Genomic DNA, 25,311 nt, shown 5'->3' on the forward strand with positions numbered 1-25,311 from the left:
TCAGTGCCCACCTCCGTGCGCGGCGCCGGGCGCACGGACCTTCCCGGCTTTGATGAGCTCGTCCCATTCCTTCTGGATTTCCTTCTCCGCGGGCGTCGGAATGAAGCTGGCGGGTCCGAAGATCTTCGACGGTTCTTCCGGGGACTCGGTGGTCGGCAGCCCGCCGGCTCGGATTGCCTTGGCACATACGATGATCCCGGCGATGACCACGACGATCACCAGTGACGCGAAGATGATCGACAGCGTGCCCTGGATGAAGGTGTTGCGAATGACGGCATCGATGGCCTCCGGAGTCTTCGCAGAACCGTGCGCTGTCTCGCCTGCGGCCTTCGCATCCTTGAACACGTTGTGCTGAGCCCAGTAACCGATCGCGGGGTTGTCGGAGAAGATCTTCTGGTACGACGCGGTCATGGTCACGACCAGGTCCCACACCAACGGCACGCCGGGGATCCAGGCCCATTTGAACAGGCCCTTCTTCATGACGATCGTCATGACCACCGTCAGGGCGATCGCGGCCAGTAGCTGGTTGGCGATGCCGAAGAGTGGGAAGAGTGTGTTGATTCCGCCGAGGGGATCGGTGACACCCATGAGTAGGATCGCGCCCCACGCAGCGACCACGATCAGCGAGCACAGCCACGCGCCGATGCGCCACGACGGGTCCTTGAACTTCTTTGCCGGACCGCCGAAGTTGCCGAGCGAGTCCGAGAGCATGAATCGAGCGACGCGAGTGCCGGCATCGATCGTGGTGAGGATGAACAGAGCCTCGAACATGATCGCGAAGTGGTACCAGAACGATTTCAGCGAGTCACCGCCGAAGACGTCGCTGAGCACTTCGGACATGCCGAACGCGAGCGTCGGGGCGCCGCCGGTTCTCGAGATGATCGATTCTTCGCCGACGGCCTCGGCTGCCTGAGTTAGTACGTCCGGCGTGATGGGGGCAGTGCCGAGGGGCAGATTGTTGACGTATTCGGCTGCGGTTTCCGGTGTTCCACCGGTGAGCGCCGCGGGAGCGTTGAGTGCGAAGTACAGGTGCTGATCGAGGATGCAGGCGGTGACCAGAGCCATGATCGCGACAAACGATTCGGTCAGCATGCCGCCGTACCCGATCATCTTGGTCTGGCTTTCCTTCTCGAGCAGCTTCGGCGTCGTACCGGACGCGATCAGCGCGTGGAATCCCGAGAGTGCGCCACAGGCAATGGTGATGAACAGGAACGGGAACAGTGAACCGGCAAAGGCCGGGCCTTCGCCGTTGGAGGCGAACGGCGTCACTGCCGGCATGTTCAGGGCGGGCCGTGCAACCAGAATTCCGATGGCCAGCAGTGCGATCGTGCCGACCTTCATAAACGTCGACAGGTAGTCACGCGGCGCCAGGAGCAGCCAGACCGGCAGCACCGATGCGGCGAATCCGTACGCGATCATCAGCCACGCGATGGTCACCTTCGAGAGGGTGAACCAGTCTGCGCCCCAACCGGTATCGGCAACCCAGCCGCCGGAGACGATAGCAAGGAGAAGCAGGACGACGCCGATCAAGGAAACCTCGGAAACCTTGCCCGGCCGCAGATACCGCAGGTACACGCCCATGAACAGTGCGATGGGGATGGTCATCGCGATCGAGAACACACCCCACGGGGACTCGGCGAGCGCATTGACGACAACAAGTCCGAGCACCGCGATGAGGATGATCATGATGACGAACACGCCGATCAATGCGGCGACGCCGCCGACGAGGCCGAGTTCTTCGCGGGCCATCTGACCGAGGCTGCGCCCGCGGCGCTTCGACGAGATCCACAGGACCATGAAGTCCTGCACCGCCCCGGCGAACACCACGCCGACGATGATCCAGATCGTTCCCGGAAGATATCCCATCTGAGCGGCCAGGACGGGCCCGACCAGTGGGCCCGCGCCGGCGATTGCCGCAAAGTGGTGACCGAACAGCACCCGACGGTCGGTCGGCATGTAGTCGGCGCCGTTCTCCATGATCTCGGCGGGAGTTGCGACGTCGTCGCGGGGCTTGACGATCTTGCGTTCGATCAACCGCGCATAGAAGCGGTAGGCGATCAGGTAGGTACAGATTGCGGCCAACACGAACCACACGGCGCTGATGTGTTCACCGCGGACGATCGCAATCATGTACCAGGCGCCCGCGCCGACCAGTCCGAGAACAAGGAAGACGACGCGCGCAGTCGTGGAAATGGGCGTCTTGTCGATGACGCCGACAGGTGGCAGGTCAGGATCGGTTTTCAGGTACTCGACATTTGGTTCCGGCGCAGTCGTCAAGCTCATCGTCGAACTCCGTCCACTAGTGCAGTGTGGCCGCCGTCACAGCGGGCCATCTGTCACTGTAGGACCAGAAGGGTGAATCCGCGCGATCTGAAACGCGGGAGTCGACCGACGTCAGAATCGGTGAGCGTCGGCGTCGATCCAATCGGTGAGCCAGCTCTGCGGCGGGGAGTCGAGCAGTTCACCCGGCATCAGCCAGTCGAACAGGTCGGCATAGGTGCGGGTGGTGAGACCGTCGACGCGGCGGTTGAGCATTCCCGGTTGTAATTGGTCGAACGAATCGATGCCCATCGACGCGATCATCTGTTGCGCGCTGGCGACGGTTGCCTTCTGGAATCGGTAGACGCGCTCGCTCTTGTCGGGGATGTCGAGTGCGCGGGTGCGTGCCGGATCCTGAGTGGCAACGCCGACCGGGCAGCGGTTGGTGTGGCACATCTGGGCCTGAATGCAGCCCACTGCGAACATCATTGCGCGGGCAGCCATCGTGAAGTCTGCGCCCTGGATGATGCGTTTGACGATGTCGGAACCGCTCGCCACCTTTCCGGAAGCGCCGATTTTCACGAGAGGGCGCAGACCAGTTCCCACCAAGGCGTTGTGCACCAGCATCAGGCCTTCGGTCAACGGCATGCCCATGTGGTCCTCGAATTCCACCGGACCAGCGCCGGTGCCGCCTTCGGAACCGTCGACGATGATGAAGTCCGGCGTGATGCCGCGTTCGGTCATCGCCTTGCAGATTCCGAGGAATTCACGACGCGAGCCGACACACAGTTTCATCCCGACCGGCTTGCCGCCCGACAGTTTTCGCAGGGTCGCGATGAAATCGACCAGTTCGACCGGGGTGCTGAACGCGGTGTGCGCGGGTGGCGAAATCACGGTCTGGCCGACGGGTACCCCGCGGGTTTCAGCGATTTCGGGGGAGACCTTGACTCCGGGAAGCACGCCACCCAACCCGGGTTTCGCACCTTGCGAGAGCTTGATCGAAATGGCCTTCACCTGATCGAGGCCGGCGCGCTCGGCAAAACGGTCAGGATCGAATCGGCCGTCCTCGGTTCGGCACCCGAAGTACCCCGAAGCGATTTCCCAGATCAGATCGCCACCGTGTTTGCGGTGATACGGACTGATCGCACCTTCGCCGGTGTCGTGGGCGAAGCCGCCTTTGGCTGCGCCGGCGTTGAGGGCCTCGATTGCGTTGGCGGACAACGACCCGAAGCTCATCGCGGAGACGTTCAGGAGAGCGATGTCGTACGGTTTCGTGCAATCGCGTCCGCCGAGGCGAACTCGGGGAACGGTGTCGGGGGCGGTCCGTGCGCGAATCGAATGCGTCATGAACTCGTAGCCGATCGCATTGACGTCGCGCTCGGTCCCGAAGGGCTCTTCCGCCAGTGTTCCCTTTGCCCGCTCGTAAACCAGATCTCGCGTTTCGCGATCGAATGGCATTCCATCGGTGGATGATTCGACGAAGTACTGCTGGATCTCGGGTCGAATCTTCTCGAGGAGGAATCGCGCGTGCCCCAGGACCGGATAGTTACGGAGGATGCTGTGGGACTTCTGAGTGAGGTCGTAGGTGCCCATCGCCGCCAGCGCGAGTGTGACGACAGCGATCACCCACCATCCGGGCGAGGCGACAATTGCGAGCGCGGCGGTGCCGAGACCCACTATCCATATCAAGAGCACGATCAGCATCCGAGTCACCTCGAGAGCGTAGGCGCTCACTGTGACACGGCAGCGGTAAGTCTCCACTAGGTTCTGCGATAGAGAACCGAATCCGACTCTTTGGGGGAATGATGACCGAACCGCAATATCCGACCGACCCGCAGGACCCGAAGGAGCAGCAGTATCCGAAGGAACAGCAGTATCCGGCGGGCCAGCAGTATTCAGCCGGTCAGCAATATTCAGCAGGCCAGGAGTATCCGACGGGCCAGCAGTACTCAGCCGGACAGCAGTATCCGACCGGTCAGCAGTACAGCGCGACCCAGCAGTACAGCGCCGCTCCCACGTACGCGGCGCCTCAGTACGGTCCGCCGAAGTCCAACGCGGGATGGGCCGTCGCGTCGATCCTGTTCTTCTGGCCTATCGCGTTCGCCGCGTTCAATCATCTCCACGACATCTACCCGAAGTGGGCGATGGGCGATCACCAGGGCGCGCAGTACGCGTCCGAGCGGGTGAAGAAGCTCGGTCAGATCTCGCTCCTCATAGCCGTGATCTGCTGGGTGCTGTTCATCGCGTTCTACGTCATCTTCCTGGTTGCGATCGTGTCGTCCGTCGATTCGTATACCTACAACTGATCACCTGCCGCGACGTGACGGTGGGGCGAGTACCCGTCACGTCGCTGCGAGGCCGTAGAATCCACAGACCGTGAGCCTTACCCTCGGAATCGTCGGACTGCCCAACGTCGGCAAGTCCACCCTTTTCAATGCACTGACCAACAACGACGTGTTGGCAGCGAACTACCCGTTCGCGACCATCGAACCCAACGTCGGTCTGGTCGAGCTGCCCGATCCGCGGCTGCAGAAGCTCGCCGAGATCTTCGGCTCCGAGCGCATCCTCCCCGCGACCGTGTCGTTCGTCGACATCGCCGGAATCGTCAAGGGTGCATCCGAGGGCGCCGGCCTGGGTAACAAGTTCCTGGCCAACATCCGTGAAGCTGATGCCATCTGCCAGGTAGTGCGCGTCTTCGCCGACGACGACGTCATCCACGTCGACGGCAAGGTCGACCCGGCCTCGGACATCGAGGTCATCGAGACCGAGCTCGTGATCGCCGACATGCAGACCCTCGAGAAGGCTCTCCCGCGTCTGGACAAGGAAGCTCGCAAGAACAAGGAGCTCAAGCCAGCCCACGACGAGGCGCTCAAGGCTCAGGCATTCCTCAACGAGGGCACGACGCTCTTCAGCGTCAAGGACAAGCTCGATTTCTCGTTGCTGCGTGAGCTGAGCCTGCTCACCACCAAGCCCTTCCTGTACGTCTTCAACGCCGACGAGTCGGTGCTCACCGACGAAGCGAAGGTCGCGGAACTGCGCGCTTCCGTCGCCCCGGCCGACGCCGTGTTCCTCGACGCGAAGGTCGAGCAGGAACTGCTCGAGCTGGACGAGGAAGACCGCCAGGAAATGCTCGACTCGATCGGTCAGACAGAGCCGGGCCTGCATGCCCTCGCGCGCACCGGCTTCCACACTCTCGGGCTGCAGACCTACCTGACGGCTGGTCCGAAGGAAGCTCGCGCCTGGACGATCCACAAGGGTGACACCGCGCCCCAGGCTGCCGGCGTCATTCACACCGACTTCGAGCGTGGCTTCATCAAGGCTGAAATCGTGTCCTTCGACGACCTCGTCGAGGCCGGTTCCATGGCCGCAGCCAAGGCTGCCGGCAAGGTCCGCATGGAGGGCAAGGAATACGTCATGGCCGACGGCGATGTGGTGGAGTTCCGCTTCAACGTCTAAATCCGCGGCTTCTGGTCGTCACCCCACGGGCATCTCGCTGAGCGTCCGACGGGTGACGAACCGCCGCGCTTTCCCCGACAACGGGTCGGTGAATTCGAGTTCCCTCGCGAGCAATTGGAGTGGGAGGGAATGATCGTCCGGCGCGTCGGGCAGCAGGTCGGGGTATCGCCGGTCGCCCAGGATCCCGGCGCCGAGAGCTGCCAGGTGCACTCGCAACTGGTGCATCCGTCCGGACTGCGGACGTAGAACCGTGTGCAGCACAGCACGTCCGGAGGCACTCACGCCCGTCCCTCGCGCCTCGATCATGGTCTCGGAGTTGGGTTCACGGCTGTCGTCGACGACGACTCGCAACTCGCCGCGTCGAGCTTCGATGTGGTTGCGGTAAACGAGAGGGACGTCGAGCGCTGGTGCATCCCGGCCCCGCCGGGTCGGTCGCGCCGACACCGCCTCGTAGACCTTCGTGACCTGACGCTTCTCGAACAGTGACTGGTACGCGCCGCGCGTCGCGGGGCGGGCCGAGAACATCACCACTCCTGCGGTGCCGCGGTCGAGTCGATGGATCGGGGTCAGATCTGGGTTGTCGAGACGAACCCGCAGGCGGATGAGCGCCGACTCACGCAGGTATCGCCCGCTCGGAGTGGTCGGGAGAAAATGTGGCTTGTCGATGACGACGAGATCGTCGTCGGTGTGCAGGATCTCCTCGTGGAACGGCACCGGGTCCTCCGCCGGCAACTCACGGTAGTACCAGACGAACCGGTGCGCGCTGAGTTCTGTGTTCAGGCAGATCGAGTGGCCGTCGGTATCCACGAACTCGCCGTCGTCGAACCGCCGATACAGGTTCTCGGCGTCCAGATGGTCGAACTTGGCTACGACGTACTCAGCGATCGTCGCCCACGGCCCAGAGAGCGGGATGCGTAGGCGCGTCGGGCCAACCCCGTTCTTGACGGGCAGCGGTGGGGACATGGACACGCAGGTCATCATCCCATCGACTACTGGTCAGCGGTGATTCGGTGTGGCCTCGACGGGGACGTCCCCGCGGGGACGCGGAACCGAACTCGCAGCGGTGGTCGGTGTAGATCGTCTACTCGAAAATCAGTAGCGCGGACGAGATGCGGGCCCGTATGGTTCGGCAGAGAAAGATCGCAGTCGAAAAGCACTGCGGGCCATACCTTCTGTAGCTCAATTGGTGAGAGCACCCGACTGTGACTCGGGCGACGGCGGATCGTAACCGCCCAGAGGGACCAGCTCAGATACGGTTGAGGTCGGGCCTCTAGGCGCAGAGGCCGGCGGCCCTTTGCCTGCACAGTTGTCGAACGAGCCTGAGCCGGTATTCCCTGAATCGCCGGACAGCATTCCAGTCACCCGCCATTTCCGCGTCGGCAAGTAGGTATTCGCAGTTGTCCAACTGATCCTTCAAAGACATCATCAGAATTCACCTCCGATCACCCGAGCAAGTACCTGTCCAGGATGCGGCCGACGGGACCCCGGGGACATCGGCCGTAGTACCTGTTCAGGTACCTGCTTCGGTGCGCGGTGGAGGCTACTTCTTGACCGCAGGTGCAGGTAGTGGCATGCCTCGCTCGGCCAGAACGGCTCGGAGACGATCGGGGTAGTCGGTGATGATCCCGTCGACACCGAGGTCGATCAGGGCGTGCATGGTGGCGGGATCATCGACGGTCCACGGGATGACCTTCATGCCACGCGCATGTGCGCTCGCGATCATGTCGGCTGTCGGATAGAGGGTGAAACCGGGATCCCCGACCTTTCCGCCCTGCGGAGTTCCTTGGACGGGGGAGTAGGCGGAGGCACCAAAGGTTGCCACCGCAGCGATGCCGTCGCCACCGAAATCATCGATGTCCAGACCGCCGAGCCACGGTGACGCTCCGTCCTTGCCTACCTGGAGAAAGTCGCCGTTCGTGAGCGCAACGACGGGGACACTCGGCGCGAGTTGACGGGTGAGCATGAGCGAGCCCCAGTCGAAGCTCTGAATGGTGACGCTGTCCAACAATCCGGCTGCCCGGATCGTATCGAGGACTACAGAGACGAACTGCTCACGCGGGGCGGTCTCGTGAGGCGCTCCCGCTTCCACCTTGGTCTCGATGTTGAGCTTGATTCCGGGTGCGTTGTACGACTTCACCAGGGCAAGCACTTCTTCGAGCGTCTGCATTTTCGCTCCCGGAACATTCTGCTGTTCAGGGTATCCGGCAAGGGGGAGAGTGCCGCAGTCCATGGTCTTGATCTGCTGCAGGCTCAGCGTGTTGACGAATTTGCCGACGTACGGGAACTCCGGGTCACCCGCAGTTGCGGGCTCGGTGTCGAGGCATTTCTTGTTCGAGATCTTACGATCGTGCGTGACGACAGCGATCCCGTCCTCGGTGATCTGGGTATCGAGTTCCAGTGTGCTGACGCCCATTTCGAGGGCATTCGCGAACGCGGCCAGGCTGCTTTCCGTGTACAGGCCGAGCCCGCCGCGGTGGGCTTGGACGTCGAACGTCGAAACCGGCTGGGGTGCTGAACTACCGAACGAACCGGACCAGTCGAGACTGCCGGTTGGCGATGCGCCGGCCGGGGCCGCCAGGGCGGTGAGGGGGAGTGCGACGGTCACGGCGGCACACGACAATATTCTGCTCAGTTGCATGAAAGGAACGTAGAGGCGTCGAATGGCTCGCCGGGGTTCGTTAGGTAAACTAACGGTAAAGGTCAGGCCGCGTGAATGCGCTGCCCGACGCCGCTCGCGTGGACCTTCATCCACGACGCCAGAAGCTCGCACCCGGTCAGTCCGCTCTCGTCGAGAGGTTCGATCGCGTAGCTGATGTGTCTACCGCCGCGAGGGTTCTTGAGCTGAAATCGGTTCAGGTTCAACTTCGTCGGCAGGTAACCAAGTACTTCGAGGAACGCGGTGCGAATACGTCGTAGATCGGTACGCCACTGTTTGGGACTGAAACGAGTCTTCTGCGCATTCTGGAAAGCATTGCTACGAAGTAGTTCCCAAACCTTTCCTGCCCACACGCGTGCCTGCGAGAAGGACATCCAGCGCGTCAAGTCTGCGATGTCGCGAATGTAGCTGTCGTCGCTGGCATTACAGATCATGTCCTGCGGGTGCCCGATCCACTTGACCGGAATCCACGGCTGGATCTCGGGTCCGTCGCCGGCAACTCCGTGTCCCTCACAACCTTCGATCACGCCTGCCGGTTGTTGAGGATCGGAGATCAGTCCGACTCCGATGACGTTGGCGCGGTTCAGCGTCGGAAGAGCCGAGCGGATCACGGTGCATCCCTGTGAGTATCCGATCAGCATGACCGGGCCGTCTGTCTGTGCGATTTCGGCGGTGAGGGCCTTCACACCCATCGCGGTGCTGTGCCGAAAGCTCAGGCCACCGTCGGCGACCGGACCGTACGATGCGGGATAAGCGACCCAGCGAGAATCGAATCGACTGTCGAGTTCGTCGGTGACGGCACTGAGGAGTCCGCGCACACGGGCGCCGTGGTCGCCGACGTGGGATTCGCCGGTGCCGCCAACTGCAAGAACGGTTACCTCAGCCATGTCAGCGATCATCCACGTCGATTCTGAGAGGTCTGCATCCAAACCCTGAGAAGAGACTGGCAATCCGTTGTACTGCGAAATCGTTATCGAGCGAGCACCATTTACCCATGACGACGCCGAATCGTTCATCCAGACGAAAAGTGTCCGTTGTCGGTGCGGGAAGCGTCGGCACCGCAATTGCGTATGCGTGCCTGATACGCGGATCGGCCGACGCGCTCGCCCTCTACGACACCAACAGCGCAAAGGTCCGGGCCGAAGTTCTCGATCTCAACCACGGCACCCAGTTCACACCGCCGTGCACTGTCGACGGAGGCGATGACATCTCGGTCACCGCGGGATCCGACTTGGTCGTCGTCACCGCGGGCGCCAAACAGCATCCCGGTCAGTCGCGGCTCGAACTTGCCGCGGTGAACGTCAAGATCGCGCAGACACTGACCGAACAACTGTTGGCGGTGTCACCGGACGCGGTCCTTCTCTTCGTCACCAACCCGGTCGACGTGGCGACCTACGCAGCGATCCAGGCCGCGGGACCGTCGTACCGCGGCCGAATTTTCGGATCTGGGACCGTGCTGGACACGGCCCGATTGCGATTCCTGCTGGCTACCGAACTCGGAGTCGCGGTGGAGAACGTTCATGCCTTCATCGTGGGCGAGCACGGGGATTCCGAGATTCCGCTCTGGTCGAGCGCAACCATCGGCGGAGTGCCGGCAACCTCGTTCGTGGGACCGTCGGGTGGCGTCCTCGGCCCCGACCTACGCGCGAAAGTAGCGAAGTCTGTAGTCGAGAGTGCTTACGAGATCATCGAGGGTAAGGGCGCGACCAACCTCGCCATCGGATTGTCGAGCGCATTCATCGCGGAAGTCGTGTTGCGGGACGAACAACGGGTTCTGCCGGTATCGACTTTGCAGAGCGGCGTCCACGGACTCGAGCACGTTTGCCTGTCCCTTCCCACGATGGTTGGTCGCGCTGGTGCCGGCCGAGTCCTCGAAGTACCGCTATCGGAAAAGGAGGCTTCGGGGCTCCGATCTTCTGCCCGGACATTGCGAGAGGTGCAGGAATCTCTGGGATTGTGAATATCTGTTCTCCTCGATATCCGACATATAGGATCAACAAATGATCAGCTTCCTGATTCGCGCCGCGATCTTCCTGGGTTCTGCCGCTGTCGGGCTTCTTGTTGCGTCGTTGATTCTTTCGGGCTTCTCGGCGCCCACATCCGGATTCATCGTTGCGGTCGTGATCTTTGCGATTGCGCAGTCGGTCCTGGCGCCGTTCATCGCCACGGTCGCAAAGCGCCATGCACCGGCATTTCTCGGCGGAATCGGATTGGTGTCGACATTTGTCGCGCTGTTGGTGGCGTCGCTCTTCTCCAATCTGTCGATCTCCGGTGTCTCGACGTGGATTCTGGGAACCGTCGTCGTGTGGCTGGTAACCGCCGTTGCGACGCTGGTTCTTCCGTTGTTGTTCGTGCGTAAGAAAGTTCAGGAGAAGAAGGCACAGTGACGCGCCCGAACATCGGTATGGACTACGCAGTCCTGGACTGCCCGGATCCGGCTGCATTGGCCAACTTCTACGTCCAGGTCCTCGAGTGGAAAAGTGTTCGCGACGAGGATGATTGGCACGTGATCGAAGGACCCGGCGGGGAGCGGCTCGCGTTTCAGCTCGCTCCGGATTTTGTTCCGGTGGACTGGCCGACCTCCGGTGTCGGGATCCATCTGGATCTGTTCGTGGATTCTCTCGACCCCGCCGAGGCTTGGGTGACGAACCTTGGAGCGCAGCGGGTGACCGACATTCCGGAGCATCAGACTTTCCGCGTGTACCGCGACCCGGTCGGTCACTATTTCTGCCTGTGCCTGCGGGACTGAGTGTCGACTCGCTCCGATCTCGTCGACCGTGGATAATTCCGAACACTTGTCACGCCCGAGAATTGGAGATCGACGATGGCTTCGCAGAATTCCAACGAATTCCTGGTAGAACGTACGACGATCGTCAAGGCAGAAGCACCGGTCGTCTTCGCGTTGATCAACGATTTCCATCAGTGGACTCAGTGGTCGCCGTGGGAAGGTCTCGACCCGGCGATGCAGCGGACGTACGCGGGGCCTGACGCGGGCGTCGGGGCTTCGTACGCCTGGGCGGGAAACAAGAAGGCGGGCTCCGGTTCGATGGTGATCACCGAATCCGTCCCGAATGAACGAGTAGTTTTGGACCTGGCCTTCCTCAAGCCGTTCAAGGCGCAGAACGTCACCACGTTTCTCATCTCGCCGAATTCCGGTGAAGTTCAGGTGACGTGGAAGATGACCGGAAAGAAGAATCTGTTCTTCAAGATCTTCGGTTTCATCTTCAGCATGGACAAGCTTGTCGGAAAGGATTTCGAGAAGGGCCTGTCCCAGCTGAAAGCTGCTGCAGAAAAGAGCTGACAAGCCGGTGGTACCGTCTCCCGGTGTTACGGATGACGCCCACCGATGCCCAAACCTTCTGGATTTCGGAGAAGATCCCGAACGATCAGCTGCTGCTCTACTGTTTCGACGGGCAGAGCCAGCACATGGACGAGCTACGACGCTCGGTGGTCGAAAGAGCGTCGCTCATTCCGGATCTCAATGTTCGGATTCGTGAATCGCCGTGGCACCTCGACTATCCGGTGTGGGAGCCCATGCCGGTCGACGCCTCCTTGGTGAGAGTGCATGAGCTGCCCGAAAACTCGTGGCTCTCGTGCATTCACGGAATCGAGAAACTACTCGAGAACCACGTCGACCCGCGCGAGTCCCCGTGGACGCTGCACCTGTTTCACGGCGTCACCGGCGTGCCGCGCTGCAGTGGCCCGGCGCTGATCGCAGTTCTGCAGGTCGCTCATTCTCTGGCGGACGGCAAACGCGCGTCGGCGATTGCTCGCCAACTGTTCTCGCCGCAACCGCCCGCGAAGCAGAAGACGGACGTGCGGCGTAGCGGATCAGCCGAGATTCTGGGCCGCGCCGCCCTGCGCCTTCCGGGCCAACTCGTTTCGCTGTTCCGCGACGGCCGGGCGGGGCACCGCGCGCAGTTACAGCTGCAGGCGGACACCGAATCGGGAGTTGTTGCGCCGCAGGCGGCGAGCCGTCCGAAGGTGCGCTCGAACATCCCTCCCGGACCGCACCGACTGGTGCGCATGGTCGTGCGGGACAGCGCCGATTTCCGTGGCGACGGCGTATCCGTCACAGTCGGAGCGATGACAGCCATCTCGGTAGCGATGGCGAACTACCTCACCGAGCGAGACGGCTCGGTACCGCCCGAATTGGGAGCTGAGGTGACCATCGCCAAGGCAGGTACACCCACGGCGCGCAATCACTTCCGCAATGCAGGTGTCGGGCTGTTCCCGGAAGTCGATGATCTTCGTGAGCGAGCCCAATTGATCAGGGAGTCGATGGACGAGCGTCGCGCACGTGCGTCCCATCCATCCAGCGCAGCGTCGGATCTCGCGCTGAACGCGGTTCCCGGCCCGCTGGTCCGTTGGGGCGTGCAGCAATACGATTTCACGGCAGTACCCGACGAGGTCACTGGAAACACCGTGGTGTCGAGTGTCGCGCGCGGTGACGCGGATCTGGTGCTCGGAGGCGGCGTCGTTCGGTTCACAGCGGGCTTCCCGAGTTTGTCGCCGGTCATGTCGTTGACCCACGGCGTACACGGGATCGGGGACACTGTGACGATCAGCATCACCAGCAGTCCGGCCTCGATTCCGGACATCGATGTGTACGAGCAGATGATGCACGACGCGATCGACGAGGTGCGCGAAGCGCTGTCGTGACGGCCTGATGTACTGGCTGCATGGGATTCACGCGCGCCGAACTGGAATCGTTCCGAGACGCCGAGATCGAGGATCTGATCGGGCCGGATTGCCGGCTGTTGTTCGTCGGTATCAATCCGGGACTGTGGACGGCGGCGACCGGCGCGCATTTCGCCAGACCGGGTAATCGGTTCTATCCGGCACTGCTGCGGGCAGGCATAATCGAGCATGCGATCGATCCTTCCGCGGGTATGTCGGACGCTGACACACAGCATCTGATCGATCGGGGAGTGGGCATCACCAATTTGGCGGTGCGGGCAACTGCGCGCGCCGATGAATTGACGTCGGAGGAACTCGCAACTGGCGGAGTTCGGGTCCGAAACATCGTGCGCGCAACCAATCCAGTAGTCGTTGCCTTCGCCGGGATCACCGCCTATCGAACAGCTTTCGGTGACAAGAAGGTGAAGGCCGGGCGTCAGGACCGTGATTTCGAGGGGGCAAAACTGTGGATCGTGCCCAATCCCAGTGGTCTCAACGCACACGAGACGGTGGACACCTTGGCAGCGAAATATCGTTCCGCCGCATCCGAAGCCGGAATTCTCTGAGAGAAGTCGCAGTTCCGTTCGGCCAGAACAAGGTACAAGTTAAAGTGCTTGTATGTCTGTTCTATACAACGTCTTTGTAGTGATTCACCTACTCGGCATGGCTGCCCTGGTCGGTAGCTACTTCACCGTCCTCAAGGCTCCTTCGATCACCGAGGTCATGGTGTGGGGTGCCAGGATGCAGTTCGTGTCCGGCCTGATCATCGTCGGGTTGGGCGAAGGCGCCCTGGACAAGAACTACATTCACGCGAAGATCGCTGTGAAGCTGGTGCTTTCGCTGGTCATCGTGGCGCTTGCCGAGATCACCCGGGCGAAGCAGAAGAAGGGCCAGCCCAATCCGAATCTGGTACACGTCGTCGGCGGGTTGTCGATCGTGACCGTATTCGTGGCCGCGCTCTGGACCTGACAAAGACACAAAAGAGCCCCGGCGATCGAAACTCGCCGGGGCTCTTTGCTGTTGACGTGTCTACAGACCCGGGCGCTTGCCGATCGTCAGGGTCACTTCACCGGTGTGCGCAAAGAAGTCGTTGCCCTTGTCGTCGACGACGATGAAGGCGGGGAAGTCCTCGACGTCGATCTTCCAGACGGCTTCCATTCCCAGTTCGGCGTACTCGAGGATGTCGACCTTCTTGATGCAGTCGAGCGCCAGGCGAGCGGCCGGTCCACCGATCGACCCGAGGTAGAAACCGCCGTGCGAGTTGCAGGCGTCGGTGACCTGCTTGGAGCGGTTTCCCTTGGCCAGCATGATCATCGAGCCACCGGCGGCCTGGAACTGCTCGACGTACGAGTCCATACGGCCGGCCGTGGTCGGGCCGAACGAACCGGACGCCATGCCGTCGGGCGTCTTGGCGGGGCCGGCGTAGTACACCGGGTGATCCTTGAGGTACTGCGGCATCTCTTCGCCTGCGTCGAGGCGTTCCTTGATCTTGGCGTGCGCGATGTCGCGTGCCACGACGAGCGGACCGGTCAAGGAGAGACGAGTCTTCACCGGGTGCTTGGAGAGCTCGGCGAGGATCTTTGACATCGGCTTGGTCAGATCGATCTTGACCGCAGCGCCCTTGCCGGTACCCGAAATGCCATCCGTCTCTTCGTCGAGCTGAGCGTCCGTGACCTCGGGCAGGAAACGGCCCGGGTTGAATTCGAGCTGTTCCAGGAACACGCCCTCCTGGGTGATCTTGGCCTTCGCCTGTCGATCTGCCGAGCAGGACACCGCAATGGCGACGGGCAACGAAGCGCCGTGGCGGGGGAGTCGGACGACGCGGACGTCGTGGCAGAAGTACTTGCCGCCGAACTGTGCTCCGATACCGATCTTCTGCGTCAGCTCGAAAACCTTCTTCTCGAGCTCGTGATCGCGGAAGCCGCGACCCGTGATGGCGCCTTCGGTGGGCAATTCGTCGAGATAGTGCGCCGACGCGTACTTCGCCGTCTTCATCGCGAACTCGGCCGAAGTACCGCCGACGACGATTGCAAGGTGGTAGGGCGGGCAGGCTGCGGTGCCGAGTGAGCGGATCTTCGCCTCGAGGAACTGCATCATCGAGTCGGGATTGAGGATCGCTTTGGTTTCCTGGTACAGGTAGGACTTGTTGGCGCTTCCGCCGCCCTTGGCCATGAAGAGGAACTTGTACGAGTTCTCATGTCCGGCAGCAGTATCGGCGTACAGCTCGATCTGCGCGGGCAAGTTGTTGCCGGTGTTCTTCTCGTCCCACATCGTGATGGGGGCGTTCTGCGAGTAGCGCAGGTTCAGACGCGTGTAGGCGTCGTAGACACCGCGGGCAATGGACTTCTCGTCGTCGCCGGGGGTGAGCACATGCTGTCCACGCTTGCCCATGACGATGGCGGTTCCGGTGTCCTGGCACATCGGCAGAACGCCGGCAGCGGCGATATTGGCGTTCTTGAGCAGATCGAGCGCGACGAACTTGTCGTTGTTCGACGCTTCGGGATCGTCGAGGATGCTCGCGAGCTGCGTCAGGTGATCCGTGCGCAGGTAATGAGAGATGTCGTGCAGCGCCGTTTCGGTCAGCAAGCGCATCGCTTCTGGCTCGACCTGCAGGAAGGTGCGGCCGTCCGGTCCCTCGACTGTCGACACCCCTTCGGTGGTGAGCAATCGGTACTCGGTGGTGTCATCACCGATCGGCAACAGGTCCTCATAGAGGAAGTCGGCCATCATCTCTCCTGAACAAGGGTGCGTGCGAAGGTCGCATTCAGGTTATCGTTGGGGGTTTCCTTCTCCGAATCGGGGCGGGTGTGAGCTGGAATTATCCGGATGCCACTGGCTCGATCAAGATACTTCGACCAGTTCGGAGAGCTCGACGCCGCGAAATTCGGCAAGTATTTCGGCCTGCTCGGCCACTGCTGCGCGGGCCGATCGTGACCACGTTCCCCACGGGGTGATCGCGACCTTCAGCGTCTTTCCGGATGCTCGTGGTCGCCACAATCCGGTGATCGTGCCACCGACTACCACCGTGCCCGGTCGCCCGAGGGTCGGCCACACCGTCTTCTGGGCGGTCGGATCGGGAACCAGGGTCTCCCGATCCTTGAGCTGTACATACGGATCGAAAGGCCCGAGCAAGCGCGTATTTGAATCGGTGGGGGAGCCGAACAAGTCTTCGCGGTCCTGTTCGAGAATCCACCGCTTCTCGCCGTTCACCTCGATCTCCTCGGCATCGATTGGCGAGTGGGCTTTGACGTCCCTGACCGGAGCATCGAGAAACGACGCGACGTGAGCAGGTGTCGCGGGGCCGTAGAACCGCAGATAACCCCGGATCACGTCGAAGCGGGAATCTGCGTCTGCGCCCGTGGCGCTGAATGGGCGTCGGCGCCAACCCGGAATGCGTTCGAGCACTGGGGGAGATGTGTCCGGCTGTAGCTCGAGGCCTGCCTGGAGTGCCGCGAGCCGGAACGGCATCTCGTACAGATGAGTGGCGTTGCACGGGCGGCAGAATCTCAGATAGGGCTCGGTCACTCGGTTGGTCAACTGCGCGGACATCTCGCCCTTGACGGTTGGTTTCGAGACGATGTCCCGCATCGCAGCAGCAACTGTTTGCAGGGCAGTCAGCGTCGGGATGCCGGCGGCCTTCAGGGGCCGATTCGCGTCGTAAATGCGCTTGGCTGCATCGGCTTCGCTGAACGGCGACGTGGCGGCGGCGACGGCAGGCAGGTCGCCCCGACGGTAATAGTGGGGGGCTCCGCGCAACGTCCAGGCAAGAGCGAGCTCAGTGGCGTCGACGCGGACGCCGCGGATCCGCAGGGCCCAGGCGGCTCCGTCAGGTCCGGTGTTCTGAATCCCGAGATCGAGAATGCTGCAATCGCTGTGATCGGCGTCACCGACAACCGCTCGGTCGAGTTGATGGCGGTGCCACCGGAAATTAGCTACCTGCGTGAGTGAGGTTGCGCTAGACATGATTTCAGTTTACTGGTGGGTAACCGCAGGATTTGGGGCGGTTGATCAATGCGGCGACAGAATTGGTCAAATTCGACCGATTGGCCGGAATTTTTTCAGTAGCAGACCTTATTAGTCGAAATAATGACCCCATTGTCGGAATCCTTTGCCAACTGGTCGTTCGTATGATTACTGTTACCCACGTCACGGATACATTACAGATGTGACGCAGCTGTCACAGCACTGTCGGGTGCTTTTGGCAGCTGACCTCTGACTTCTCTAGGAGATTCACATGGGTTCACTGATGTCGATCGTCGAACTTGCACTCAAGGGCATGGGCTCGCTTGGTGCCGGCGACCAGTTGTTCGAAACCTTCATCGGTTCGGTTCAGACGAACACAGGCAGCCTCAAGCCGCTCCTCTGATCCCGCTCGCCGGAATCGGACCGTTCGACCTCAAAATTCCGCTCGGGTGACCGAGACCTAAACAACTGTAGGAGTTTTCATGGGATCCTTCGAAATCGTGGGGAACGTCATCACGGCTGTCAACAACGTCGGCACCGCATTCTTCAATTCGCTGACCGAGCTCAGTGGCGGCACTGTTACGCCCAAGTAAGCTTCGTCTGACGAGAAAGGCTCACGCGCTCGGTGCGTGAGCCTTTCCGTGTCGACCGGATCGAGTTTTTCCGATCACGTCGGGTTTGCCTGTTTCAGGCGGTACCGTTCGAAAGGTTCCGCTGCCGAAGAGAGTGACCCGGATGATCGAGACTCGTGCGTTACGAACGGTTTTCCGTGTCTTCGTGGCGTTGGCCACGGCAGTGTGTGGGTTCCAGCTCCTCACCGCACCGGGTCACGCTCAGTCGGCGGACAGCAGGCTGGTCGACATCTCGGTGTACTCACAGTCGATGGGGCGCGACATTCCGTTGCAGGTCTTGCGGCCGGCTGATACTTCGACGCCTGCTCCGACGCTCTACCTACTCAACGGAGTAGACGGAGGAAAAGACGACGCGACGTGGTCGGTGCGGACCGACGCACCGAAGTTCTTCGCGGACAAGCACGTCAACGTGGTCACGCCTCTCGGTGGAGCATTCAGCTATTACACCGATTGGGAGCGGCCGGACCCCGGCCTCGCGAAATCCGGCAACAACAACGGGGTCAACATGTGGACCACGTTCCTGACGGAAGAACTACCGCCAGTCATTGATTCAATGTTCGCGACGACCGGCGAGAACGCACTGGCAGGCCTGTCGATGGCAGGCACGTCGGTACTGGATCTGGCTATGGCGGCGCCCGCGCTGTACAACAGTGTCGGGTCCTTCAGCGGGTGCGCGATGACGAGTCCGGGCATCGGGCAGAACTTCGTGAAACTCGTGGTTGCCGTGGGTGGGGGTGACGCGGAAAACATGTGGGGTCCGTACGATGGTCCGGGTTGGCCGGCTCACGATCCGGTTGTCAACGCGGACAAGCTACCTCGAGTCCCTATGTACATCACAACAGCAACCGGAATTCCGGGTCCGTACGACACACTTGCCGATCCGCGGATCGACAACGACGTCACAGATTTGGCGTTGCAACTTGTTCTCGGTGGCGGAATCGAGGCGGCAACTCACTACTGCACCACCCAGCTTGCGGACAGGACGAACGCATTGGGTATGAACAACATTCGCTACAACTTCAAGCCGGCAGGAACGCATTCATGGGGATACTGGGAAGACGACTTACACGACTCGTGGCCGATGATCGCCGCGTCGCTCGGCGTGTGAGGCCCCATCGAGCAAGCCTTCGAAGCGTCGTTCTCGTCGGCGCGCTCGCCTTGATTTCACTACTTGCGTTGCCCTCGACCGCGCTCGCCGACGAGACCCCGAAGATAACGAGTGTCACCGAACTGTCTTCGCGCTTGGTTCTTCTCGACGTCGCGAGTCCCGCCATGGGGCGCACCATGCAGGTGAAAGTGCTGCTTCCTGCCGACCGCTCGGAACCGCGCGGGACGCTGTATCTCCTGGACGGCAATTCCGGGCAGATCGAAGAGAACAACTGGCTGGCTCCGGCTAACGGCGATATCGTCCCGTTCTTTGCCGACAAAAACGTGAACGTCGTACTCCCCATCGGTGGAACCGGCACCATGTACACCGATTGGCAGGAAGACCACCCGAAATTCGGTCGTCTGAAGTGGGAGACATTCCTGACGAAAGAGCTTCCCCCACTGATCGACACGAGGTTCGCCACCAACGGGCACAACGCAATCGGCGGGATCTCGATGGGTGCAGAAGCCGCGCTGATTCTGGCCCAACGCTCGGCCGGGTTGTACGACGTGGTCGCGGGCTACAGCGGCTGCTACACAACCGTCGGAGGATTCGGCAAGGCGTTGACCGATCTTGTGGTGATCAACGGAAATGCCCGTTCGGAGCAGATGTGGGGTCCGGCCGGCAGCGAGGCTTGGCAAGAGCACGACGTTTTCGCCAATGCCGACAAGCTGCGCGGCACCAAGGTGTATCTCGCCTCGGGATCGGGACTACCAGGTCCGCACGAAACTCTCGATACTCCTGCCCTGGGCCGGGTATTGGTCGTTGGCGGGGTCATGGAACTGGGATCGAACCTGTGCACCGACCAGATCACGCAGGTGTTGCGCGATCGCGGAGTCGATGTCACCCGCAGCGCTCAACCGGTGGGGACGCACGGTTGGCCGTACTGGCGCGACGAACTCGTTCGCTCCTGGCCGATGCTCGACTCTGCGTTGTCGGCTTGAGTAATTCCTTGCGATGAGTTTCCGCTTCGGGCCGGGTCTATAACCCTGTACACCTGATTCGTAACCTCGTCGACAAGGACAGAACATGCCTTCCATCACTCCCTGTTTGTGGTTCGACAACCAAGCAGAAGAAGCAGCGAACTTCTACATCTCGGTGTTCGGTTCCGGGCAGATCCTGGGAATCGAACGGTACGTCGAGGGATCGCCTTCCGGAATGCCTGCGGGATCGGTGATGACCGTCAGCTTCGAACTCGGCGGTCAGCGATTCACCGGATTGAACGGCGGGCCGATGTTCACGTTCTCGGAAGCAGTGTCTTTCGAGATTCCGTGCGTCGATCAGGCTGAGGTCGATCACTACTGGTCCAGGCTGACCGAGGGTGGGGAAGAGGGCCCGTGCGGATGGGCCAAGGACAAGTTCGGATTGTCCTGGCAGGTAGTCCCGAATCGTCTTCTCGAACTGATGAAGGATCCGGATCGGGCCAAGGCGCAACGCGCCACGGACGCGATGATGAAGATGAAGAAGATCGACATCGCGGAGCTCGAACGGGCCGCAGACGCGTCCTGAACACGATCTGGCCGATGAGCGACAGCCTTCGTTAGCTGATGCTAGCCTTCCCTAATTCTCGCTGGAGCGTTGGAGGAGTGCTGGTAACCATGCGAATCAAAGTCTCTCGAACGAAGATTGCAGTCACCGCCTTGGCGGCCTCGCTCGCCGTCGCCGGACTTGCCGGCTGCAGCAGCGACAGCGCTGACGCACCCGCGGAGGCGGGAGCAACCGTCTCGACCATGTTCGGCGACGTCGAGGTCCCGGCCAACCCGCAGCGCGTCGTTGCGCTCGGTTGGTCGGACGCCGAGACGGCACTTGCCCTCGGAACACAGCCGGTCGGTGTCGCGGACTGGATGGCGTTCGGTGGCAAGGGCGTCGGACCCTGGATTGCGGACGAGTTCACCACGGATCCGAAGATCCTCGGAACCATGGACCTGAGCATCGAGGACGTCATTGCTCTCGACCCGGACCTGATTTTGTGGACGAGAAGCGACAACACGCAGGCCACCTACGACAAGCTCAGCGCCATCGCGCCGACGGTCGGGCCGCCGCCGGGTCTGTCCACTGCGTACGGGACGACGGTCGAGCAGCAGACCGAACTCGTCGCGAAGGCTCTCGGCAAGGAAGCAGAAGGAAAGGCGGTACTGTCCGGCCTCAACGCCAAGTTCGACGCTGCAATTGCCGCCAATCCGAGCTTTGCGGGTAAGACAGCGGCCGTCGGCGCCTACAGTTCCGATGGTTACGGCGCGTACGTACCCGGCGACGCACGCGCAGACTTCATGACGCGCCTCGGCTTCACGATCCCGACGGCGATCACCGAAAAAGCCACCGGAAACTTCTACATCCCGGTCGCCAACGAGAACCTGAACCTGTTCGACGCGGATCTCACGGTGCTGTTTCCGATCTTCCTCGACAGCAGTGCGTTTGCGAACGATCCGCTACTGCGCGCAATCCCGTCGGCTCAGGAGGGACATCTGTTGATCCTCGATGACCCGGCACTCGTCAATGCGTTCTCGAGTGGCTCGGTACCGGGGTTGACCTACGCAATCGACAACGCCGTTCCGAAGTTTGCGAGCACGCTCGGCGCCTGATCAGAGCTGTTTCGGGACCTGCCCGTCACTGTGAGCGTGTTCGCAAACAGTGGCGGGCAGTTCTCGTGCGCCGGTACACTGGGCAAAGTGAACTTTCAGCTAACGAGCGGCGGCCCAGTGGAGATCGGTCCAGTGGAGATCGAAGCGACCGCTCCTCGTTTTCCGCGGATGCATGCATACGTGGATATCGCTGTTGTGGTCGTGGTGCTGGTGGGAACCAATCTGATCGCGCATTTCACCACCGCCTGGGCAAGCATCGCGACGGTACCCATCTCTGCTCTCGTCCTGTTGGCGCTCACCAAGCGCCGGGGAATGGGTTGGGCAGAATTGGGGCTGTCCCGTCGTGACCTGCGGCGAGGTTCGAAGTACGCGCTTGCTGCCGTCGGCCTGGTCCTGACGGTTGTCGCCGTCGGCGCTCTGCTTCCGCTCACACGCACCTTCTTCATGGCGGATCGCTACGCCACTATTTCCGGCGCGATCATCGCGTCGATGATCGTGATCCCGCTGCAGACCGTCATTCCCGAAGAGTTGGCTTTCCGTGGCGTCCTGCACGGCACGTTGAACCGGGTCAGTGGATTCCGCGGCGTCGCCGCTGCCGGTTCTCTGATGTTCGGACTGTGGCACATCGCGTCGTCGATGGGTTTGACCAGCGGTAACGAAGGGCTGTCCGGCTTTCTCGGTACCGGAGTCGTCGGCCAGGTCGCCGGCATCCTCGGAGCCGTTCTCGCCACCGCTGCGGCCGGTCTCGTATTCACCTGGCTTCGTCATCGCAGCGGCAGCCTCATTGCGCCGATTGCTCTGCATTGGTCGTTGAACGGTGCCGGTGCGCTGGCTGCGGCTCTTGTTTGGCATGCAACTCTTGCTTGATCCCAATATCTGACAAAAAGGACAGCATTCGCCGCGCGACGCCGGGTAGTTTTGTGCTTTGCTCAGTAAGTGACGCACCTTCATCGAGGCCATGTCTTCCACATTTCCGGTCGTCCGACGGTCGAGGATGCGGCGCAGTCGCTCGTCTCGATCCCCGACGGCGTCTTGGCGATCGACGATGCCGGAACGGTCGTCTACTGCGGAGAATTCGAATCGCTCCCCGGAGACCTCGCGGGCGGCGAAATTCACGACCACCGACCGGGTTTCCTGCTGCCCGGATTCGTCGATGCACACATTCATTTCCCGCAGACCTACGCCGGCGACGCCTACGGCGGCGGCCAACTCCTCGAGTGGCTCGACCTGTGCGTCTTTCCCTCCGAATCGAGATTCGCTGATCCGGAATTCGCCCAGCACGCTGCCGAGGCCTTCTGCGCTCGCCGAGTCGCCACGGGAACCACGGCCGCGATGGTGTTCGGATCGGCCTTCCCGCACGCGCAGGACGCCCTGTTCTCGGAAACTCTGAAACGCGGCCTTCGAGTGGTCAGCGGACGTGGGATTCAGACCACCGGCCCGGCCTCCGCTGCCGCGCTGATCACCTCGGAAGAGGACGCGATCAGACTCACCCGCGAGGAGATCGACAAGTGGCACGCGGCCGACACCGGCGACGTGAACACTGCGCTCGTTCACGTCGCAGTGGTTCCCCGCTTCTCTCTCGCGGTGACAACACGGACGCTGAAGGACTTGGGGGAGTTGTACGACTCCGTCCGTGACCGGGGCGTCTACTTCCACAGTCATCTCAACGAGAACAATCGGCCCGGAACCGGCGAGGTGGCGACCACACTCGCCGAGTACGAGGTCGAGACCTATCTCGACACGTACGACGGCAAGTTCCTCCCCGGCTCACAGGTCGGCGGAAAGAGCTTCCTGGGTCCACGCGCGATACTCGCGCACTCGGTGCACTGCCAGGACTCCGAACTCGCACGAATGGCCGAGACCGGAACCTCGATCGCACATTGCCCTACTTCCCAGCAGTTTCTCGGCTCCGGCACCATGCCGTGGAAACGAACCGTTGCGTCAGGGGTCAACATCGCGATCGGATCGGACTTCGGTGGCGGCGACGAGTGCCTGCTCACCCGAGTCCTCGGCGACGCCTTCAAGGTTCACATCTCCGAAGCCGGCGACGACGGAGTGTCGATGCACCCTGCCGAACTGCTGTTCACCGGAACACTCGCCGGTGCTCGCGCGCTGGACATGGAGAACCGGATCGGCAACTTCGACGAGGGCAAAGAGGCCGACTTCCTGGTGATCGATCCGTCCGGGTGGCCGCCGCTCGCCGGGCTCGTCAACTACGGAACGCGTTCGGATGATCCGATACTCGCCCGCGACCAGACGCTCTTCGGGCTCCTGATGGCGATGCGCGAGCCCGCGATTGCGCACGTGTACGTGCAAGGGCGCCGGATATCGGGCTGACGTGTCCGCAACTGCCATCACCGGGTACCACCGAACGAGTTCGGGATTCCGGGCGTGGGTCGAGCGTGCGGCCGAGACCGCCGGTCGATTCGACGGCTACCTGAGCTGTGGCATCAGTGATCAACCGGAACCGGTGTCGCACGGCGTGTCCGTCACTTTCGACAGTGCCGACGATCTTCATCGTTGGCTGGAGTCGACTGATCGCCGCGATCTCGAAAGATCAGCTGCTGCAACGGGAATTCTGGCGCAGACGAGTGATCTCGTTCTGATCGACGGCGTGCTGCCGCCGCCCGGTATCGGTGTGTACGACCACGCCGTCGTCGTGGGTAAGGAGAACGAGTTTCTGCGAACGCAACGACACCTCATCGATCTCAGTTCGCGATTCTCCGGCTACGAGTCGGTGATGTTGTTGCGGTCGGTCACCGACTCCACCCAGTGGAAGTCCGTCCTCCGGTTTCGGACAGAGCAGCAGTTGGCGGTGTGGATGGCGTCGCCCGAGAGGGCCGCAGCACTACCGAAACTGCGGGCCGAGTTGGCCGAGGACTTCACCGAGACCACGCGGTCGACACCGTTCGGCACCATTCTGCGCACGGAGAACGGGCAGACTCGCGCGACGCCGAATTGGAAGACGGCGATGATCATCCTGCTCGTCCTCTATCCGACGGTGATGACGCTGTCGAGGTTTCTCGGGCCGCTGCTCGACGGGATCGGAGCGCCGCCGTGGCTGTCGATGTGGTTGAGCCAGATAGTCAGCGTCGGCGCCATGACGTGGTTCCTGATGCCGACGGTCACCAGGTGGTTCCGCCACTGGCTCGACCCGGTCGACGGCGCCGTTCCCCGCACCAACTGGCGCGGTGGCGCAGCGGTAATTGCGGTGTACGTCGTGACTCTGACGCTCTTCGCCTCCGTGAAGTGGCTGCAGTTCTGGGACTACTTCGACTGAATCCGGCCTCGGCGGAAGTAGGTGAGCGGTCCGAAGAAGTTGACGAAGATGATCGCCGCCCACTTCTTCTTGCTGCCGTTGACCGTATCGGCAGGGCGTCGCGCCAGGTCGGTCCACGCTGCGATCGCCAACAGGGACTGAATCGTTGCGAGCAGGGAGACGACGCGGCGCTGCGCGGGTGACAGCTCACTCCAGGATTTCTTTTTTGTGAGGTTCATGAACTCCACTGTGCCCTCGAACGTCCAATCGGTGTCGAGATCCGGTTGTTATCGGTGCCGGGAGTTCCTCAAATCAGTGTGAATAGCGTCACCATGACGACCGATAGGTACTGTCTCGCGGGCCGTCGGGACGGTCGTTTTCGGCGTAAAGATCTCGCTAACTCGAACTGTGGCTGAATGTTTGCGCCCGCACTAAGCTCGCGTGGCTACATTGCCGCGGGGGATTTGGCCAATCTGCTGGTACGCACTCTATCGGGAGCAACACCCATCCTGTTAAGTAAGGCTTGCCAATCTTGTGGTCGCCCTACAGGTTTGATGCTGTGCGGTAGCTGCTATCGGGAACGATGTTCGGAATACGTCAATAAATCGTCCTTAGGTGACAGTTTGATCACTGCCGGTGGGTGTTACCTGTGTGTATGTCCGCGCCCCGAAGGGGTC

At 61.7% G+C, this 25,311-nt stretch carries 25 protein-coding genes and 1 tRNA gene; 18 read left to right on the plus strand and 8 right to left on the minus strand.

What is annotated here, in order from left to right; genetic code table 11:
* Together P3G66_RS25510 and P3G66_RS25515 are read right to left on the minus strand one after the other, a co-directional pair.
* On the minus strand, positions 1-2,283 hold the full coding sequence (locus P3G66_RS25510; protein WP_007726338.1) for a carbon starvation CstA family protein: 2,283 nt from the start codon (positions 2,281-2,283) through the stop codon (positions 1-3).
* A 111-nt stretch (positions 2,284-2,394) separates the two neighbouring features.
* Positions 2,395-3,972, minus strand: a complete 1,578-nt coding sequence (locus P3G66_RS25515) for an FMN-binding glutamate synthase family protein (RefSeq protein ID WP_276117301.1) — start codon at positions 3,970-3,972, stop codon at positions 2,395-2,397.
* 89 nt (positions 3,973-4,061) lie between these two features.
* On the opposite strand from P3G66_RS25515, the gene P3G66_RS25520 reads away from it, so the two are divergent.
* Together P3G66_RS25520 and ychF are read left to right on the plus strand one after the other, a co-directional pair.
* Positions 4,062-4,565 carry a CD225/dispanin family protein gene (locus tag P3G66_RS25520; protein ID WP_276117287.1) on the plus strand — a complete coding sequence of 168 codons (504 nt, stop codon included), beginning with the start codon at positions 4,062-4,064 and terminating at the stop codon, positions 4,563-4,565.
* Positions 4,566-4,635: 70 nt separating this feature from the next.
* Entirely contained in the window at positions 4,636-5,715 is a 1,080-nt protein-coding gene (ychF, locus tag P3G66_RS25525) for a redox-regulated ATPase YchF (RefSeq protein WP_030536245.1), read from the plus strand.
* An 18-nt stretch (positions 5,716-5,733) separates the two neighbouring features.
* On the opposite strand, the gene P3G66_RS25530 is transcribed toward ychF, so the two are convergent.
* Entirely contained in the window at positions 5,734-6,696 is a 963-nt protein-coding gene (locus tag P3G66_RS25530; RefSeq protein ID WP_070162385.1) for a pseudouridine synthase, read from the minus strand.
* Positions 6,697-6,883: 187 nt separating this feature from the next.
* Here P3G66_RS25530 and P3G66_RS25535 point away from each other — a divergent pair.
* Positions 6,884-6,959 (plus strand) — tRNA-His (locus P3G66_RS25535).
* A gap of 296 nt (positions 6,960-7,255) precedes the next feature.
* Here the strand turns inward: P3G66_RS25535 and P3G66_RS25540 are convergent.
* Both P3G66_RS25540 and P3G66_RS25545 read right to left on the minus strand, forming a co-directional pair.
* On the minus strand, positions 7,256-8,320 hold the full coding sequence (locus P3G66_RS25540; protein ID WP_042921042.1) for a glycerophosphodiester phosphodiesterase family protein: 1,065 nt from the start codon (positions 8,318-8,320) through the stop codon (positions 7,256-7,258).
* Between the two features lie 95 nt (positions 8,321-8,415).
* Positions 8,416-9,258: a PE-PPE domain-containing protein gene (locus P3G66_RS25545; RefSeq protein WP_039972676.1), complete on the minus strand. Its 843-nt coding sequence runs from the start codon at positions 9,256-9,258 to the stop codon at positions 8,416-8,418.
* A 107-nt stretch (positions 9,259-9,365) separates the two neighbouring features.
* Here P3G66_RS25545 and P3G66_RS25550 point away from each other — a divergent pair, with 107 nt between their 5' ends.
* From P3G66_RS25550 to P3G66_RS25580, 7 genes are all read left to right on the plus strand, one after another.
* A complete protein-coding gene (locus P3G66_RS25550; protein ID WP_039972672.1) occupies positions 9,366-10,331 on the plus strand; it encodes an L-lactate dehydrogenase in 966 nt (321 codons plus the stop codon).
* 40 nt (positions 10,332-10,371) lie between these two features.
* Positions 10,372-10,758, plus strand: coding sequence for a phage holin family protein (locus tag P3G66_RS25555; RefSeq protein ID WP_003945275.1), 387 nt, complete (start codon positions 10,372-10,374; stop codon positions 10,756-10,758).
* Entirely contained in the window at positions 10,755-11,120 is a 366-nt protein-coding gene (locus tag P3G66_RS25560; protein WP_007726323.1) for a VOC family protein, read from the plus strand. Before P3G66_RS25555 ends, P3G66_RS25560 begins: the two co-directional genes overlap by 4 nt.
* Before the next feature lie 75 nt (positions 11,121-11,195).
* The gene (locus P3G66_RS25565) at positions 11,196-11,672 is read left to right on the plus strand and encodes an SRPBCC family protein (protein ID WP_007726321.1); all 477 of its coding nucleotides are present in this window, start codon (positions 11,196-11,198) and stop codon (positions 11,670-11,672) included.
* A gap of 32 nt (positions 11,673-11,704) precedes the next feature.
* Positions 11,705-13,033, plus strand: a complete 1,329-nt coding sequence (locus P3G66_RS25570) for a WS/DGAT domain-containing protein (protein ID WP_030536239.1) — start codon at positions 11,705-11,707, stop codon at positions 13,031-13,033.
* Positions 13,034-13,053: 20 nt separating this feature from the next.
* Positions 13,054-13,617 (plus strand): mismatch-specific DNA-glycosylase, encoded by a 564-nt coding sequence (locus P3G66_RS25575; protein WP_276117288.1) that lies wholly within the window; start codon positions 13,054-13,056, stop codon positions 13,615-13,617.
* 52 nt (positions 13,618-13,669) lie between these two features.
* Positions 13,670-14,020, plus strand: coding sequence for a hypothetical protein (locus tag P3G66_RS25580; RefSeq protein ID WP_003945214.1), 351 nt, complete (start codon positions 13,670-13,672; stop codon positions 14,018-14,020).
* A 60-nt stretch (positions 14,021-14,080) separates the two neighbouring features.
* On the opposite strand, the gene P3G66_RS25585 is transcribed toward P3G66_RS25580, so the two are convergent.
* Both P3G66_RS25585 and P3G66_RS25590 read right to left on the minus strand, forming a co-directional pair.
* Complete coding sequence (locus P3G66_RS25585) at positions 14,081-15,778, minus strand: fumarate hydratase (RefSeq protein WP_276117289.1); 1,698 nt, start codon at positions 15,776-15,778, stop codon at positions 14,081-14,083.
* 114 nt (positions 15,779-15,892) lie between these two features.
* A complete protein-coding gene (locus P3G66_RS25590) occupies positions 15,893-17,014 on the minus strand; it encodes a winged helix DNA-binding domain-containing protein (RefSeq protein ID WP_276117290.1) in 1,122 nt (373 codons plus the stop codon).
* A 271-nt stretch (positions 17,015-17,285) separates the two neighbouring features.
* On the opposite strand from P3G66_RS25590, the gene P3G66_RS25595 reads away from it, so the two are divergent.
* From P3G66_RS25595 to P3G66_RS25630, 8 genes are all read left to right on the plus strand, one after another.
* Positions 17,286-17,417: a hypothetical protein gene (locus P3G66_RS25595; RefSeq protein ID WP_003945242.1), complete on the plus strand. Its 132-nt coding sequence runs from the start codon at positions 17,286-17,288 to the stop codon at positions 17,415-17,417.
* Between the two features lie 332 nt (positions 17,418-17,749).
* Positions 17,750-18,754, plus strand: a complete 1,005-nt coding sequence (locus P3G66_RS25600; RefSeq protein WP_276117291.1) for an alpha/beta hydrolase family protein — start codon at positions 17,750-17,752, stop codon at positions 18,752-18,754.
* On the plus strand, positions 18,751-19,737 hold the full coding sequence (locus P3G66_RS25605) for an alpha/beta hydrolase family protein (RefSeq protein WP_276117292.1): 987 nt from the start codon (positions 18,751-18,753) through the stop codon (positions 19,735-19,737). The genes P3G66_RS25600 and P3G66_RS25605 overlap by 4 nt, the downstream gene beginning before the upstream one ends.
* Before the next feature lie 85 nt (positions 19,738-19,822).
* Complete coding sequence (locus P3G66_RS25610; protein ID WP_007726307.1) at positions 19,823-20,302, plus strand: VOC family protein; 480 nt, start codon at positions 19,823-19,825, stop codon at positions 20,300-20,302.
* Between the two features lie 89 nt (positions 20,303-20,391).
* Positions 20,392-21,375 carry an iron-siderophore ABC transporter substrate-binding protein gene (locus tag P3G66_RS25615; protein WP_276117293.1) on the plus strand — a complete coding sequence of 328 codons (984 nt, stop codon included), beginning with the start codon at positions 20,392-20,394 and terminating at the stop codon, positions 21,373-21,375.
* Positions 21,376-21,543: 168 nt separating this feature from the next.
* Entirely contained in the window at positions 21,544-22,242 is a 699-nt protein-coding gene (locus tag P3G66_RS25620) for a CPBP family intramembrane glutamic endopeptidase (RefSeq protein ID WP_276117302.1), read from the plus strand.
* Positions 22,243-22,311: 69 nt separating this feature from the next.
* Positions 22,312-23,712, plus strand: coding sequence for an amidohydrolase family protein (locus P3G66_RS25625; RefSeq protein WP_276117294.1), 1,401 nt, complete (start codon positions 22,312-22,314; stop codon positions 23,710-23,712).
* A 1-nt stretch (position 23,713) separates the two neighbouring features.
* The gene (locus P3G66_RS25630) at positions 23,714-24,655 is read left to right on the plus strand and encodes an antibiotic biosynthesis monooxygenase (protein WP_050656023.1); all 942 of its coding nucleotides are present in this window, start codon (positions 23,714-23,716) and stop codon (positions 24,653-24,655) included.
* Here P3G66_RS25630 and P3G66_RS25635 read toward each other — a convergent pair.
* Positions 24,643-24,873 (minus strand): PLD nuclease N-terminal domain-containing protein, encoded by a 231-nt coding sequence (locus P3G66_RS25635; protein ID WP_031331074.1) that lies wholly within the window; start codon positions 24,871-24,873, stop codon positions 24,643-24,645. The genes P3G66_RS25630 and P3G66_RS25635 overlap by 13 nt on opposite strands.
* Positions 24,874-25,311: the final 438 nt, after the last annotated feature.

It is taken from the genome of Rhodococcus sp. C3V, from assembly GCF_029269915.1.
GTDB lineage: Bacteria > Actinomycetota > Actinomycetes > Mycobacteriales > Mycobacteriaceae > Rhodococcus_F > Rhodococcus_F qingshengii.

What these genes read in the sequence shown, in the direction of transcription:
- P3G66_RS25510 (WP_007726338.1), bottom strand. Translation starts at nt 2,283, where the DNA reads ATGAGCTTGACGACTGCGCCGGAACCAAATGTCGAGTACCTGAAAACC.
- P3G66_RS25520 (WP_276117287.1), top strand. Translation starts at nt 4,062, where the DNA reads ATGATGACCGAACCGCAATATCCGACCGACCCGCAGGACCCGAAGGAG.
- P3G66_RS25530 (WP_070162385.1), bottom strand. Translation starts at nt 6,696, where the DNA reads ATGATGACCTGCGTGTCCATGTCCCCACCGCTGCCCGTCAAGAACGGG.
- P3G66_RS25545 (WP_039972676.1), bottom strand. Translation starts at nt 9,258, where the DNA reads ATGGCTGAGGTAACCGTTCTTGCAGTTGGCGGCACCGGCGAATCCCAC.
- P3G66_RS25550 (WP_039972672.1), top strand. Translation starts at nt 9,366, where the DNA reads ATGACGACGCCGAATCGTTCATCCAGACGAAAAGTGTCCGTTGTCGGT.
- P3G66_RS25555 (WP_003945275.1), top strand. Translation starts at nt 10,372, where the DNA reads ATGATCAGCTTCCTGATTCGCGCCGCGATCTTCCTGGGTTCTGCCGCT.
- P3G66_RS25565 (WP_007726321.1), top strand. Translation starts at nt 11,196, where the DNA reads ATGGCTTCGCAGAATTCCAACGAATTCCTGGTAGAACGTACGACGATC.
- P3G66_RS25570 (WP_030536239.1), top strand. Translation starts at nt 11,705, where the DNA reads ATGACGCCCACCGATGCCCAAACCTTCTGGATTTCGGAGAAGATCCCG.
- P3G66_RS25575 (WP_276117288.1), top strand. Translation starts at nt 13,054, where the DNA reads ATGGGATTCACGCGCGCCGAACTGGAATCGTTCCGAGACGCCGAGATC.
- P3G66_RS25580 (WP_003945214.1), top strand. Translation starts at nt 13,670, where the DNA reads ATGTCTGTTCTATACAACGTCTTTGTAGTGATTCACCTACTCGGCATG.
- P3G66_RS25585 (WP_276117289.1), bottom strand. Translation starts at nt 15,778, where the DNA reads ATGGCCGACTTCCTCTATGAGGACCTGTTGCCGATCGGTGATGACACC.
- P3G66_RS25590 (WP_276117290.1), bottom strand. Translation starts at nt 17,014, where the DNA reads ATGTCTAGCGCAACCTCACTCACGCAGGTAGCTAATTTCCGGTGGCAC.
- P3G66_RS25595 (WP_003945242.1), top strand. Translation starts at nt 17,286, where the DNA reads ATGGGTTCACTGATGTCGATCGTCGAACTTGCACTCAAGGGCATGGGC.
- P3G66_RS25600 (WP_276117291.1), top strand. Translation starts at nt 17,750, where the DNA reads ATGATCGAGACTCGTGCGTTACGAACGGTTTTCCGTGTCTTCGTGGCG.
- P3G66_RS25610 (WP_007726307.1), top strand. Translation starts at nt 19,823, where the DNA reads ATGCCTTCCATCACTCCCTGTTTGTGGTTCGACAACCAAGCAGAAGAA.
- P3G66_RS25615 (WP_276117293.1), top strand. Translation starts at nt 20,392, where the DNA reads ATGCGAATCAAAGTCTCTCGAACGAAGATTGCAGTCACCGCCTTGGCG.
- P3G66_RS25620 (WP_276117302.1), top strand. Translation starts at nt 21,544, where the DNA reads ATGCATGCATACGTGGATATCGCTGTTGTGGTCGTGGTGCTGGTGGGA.
- P3G66_RS25635 (WP_031331074.1), bottom strand. Translation starts at nt 24,873, where the DNA reads ATGAACCTCACAAAAAAGAAATCCTGGAGTGAGCTGTCACCCGCGCAG.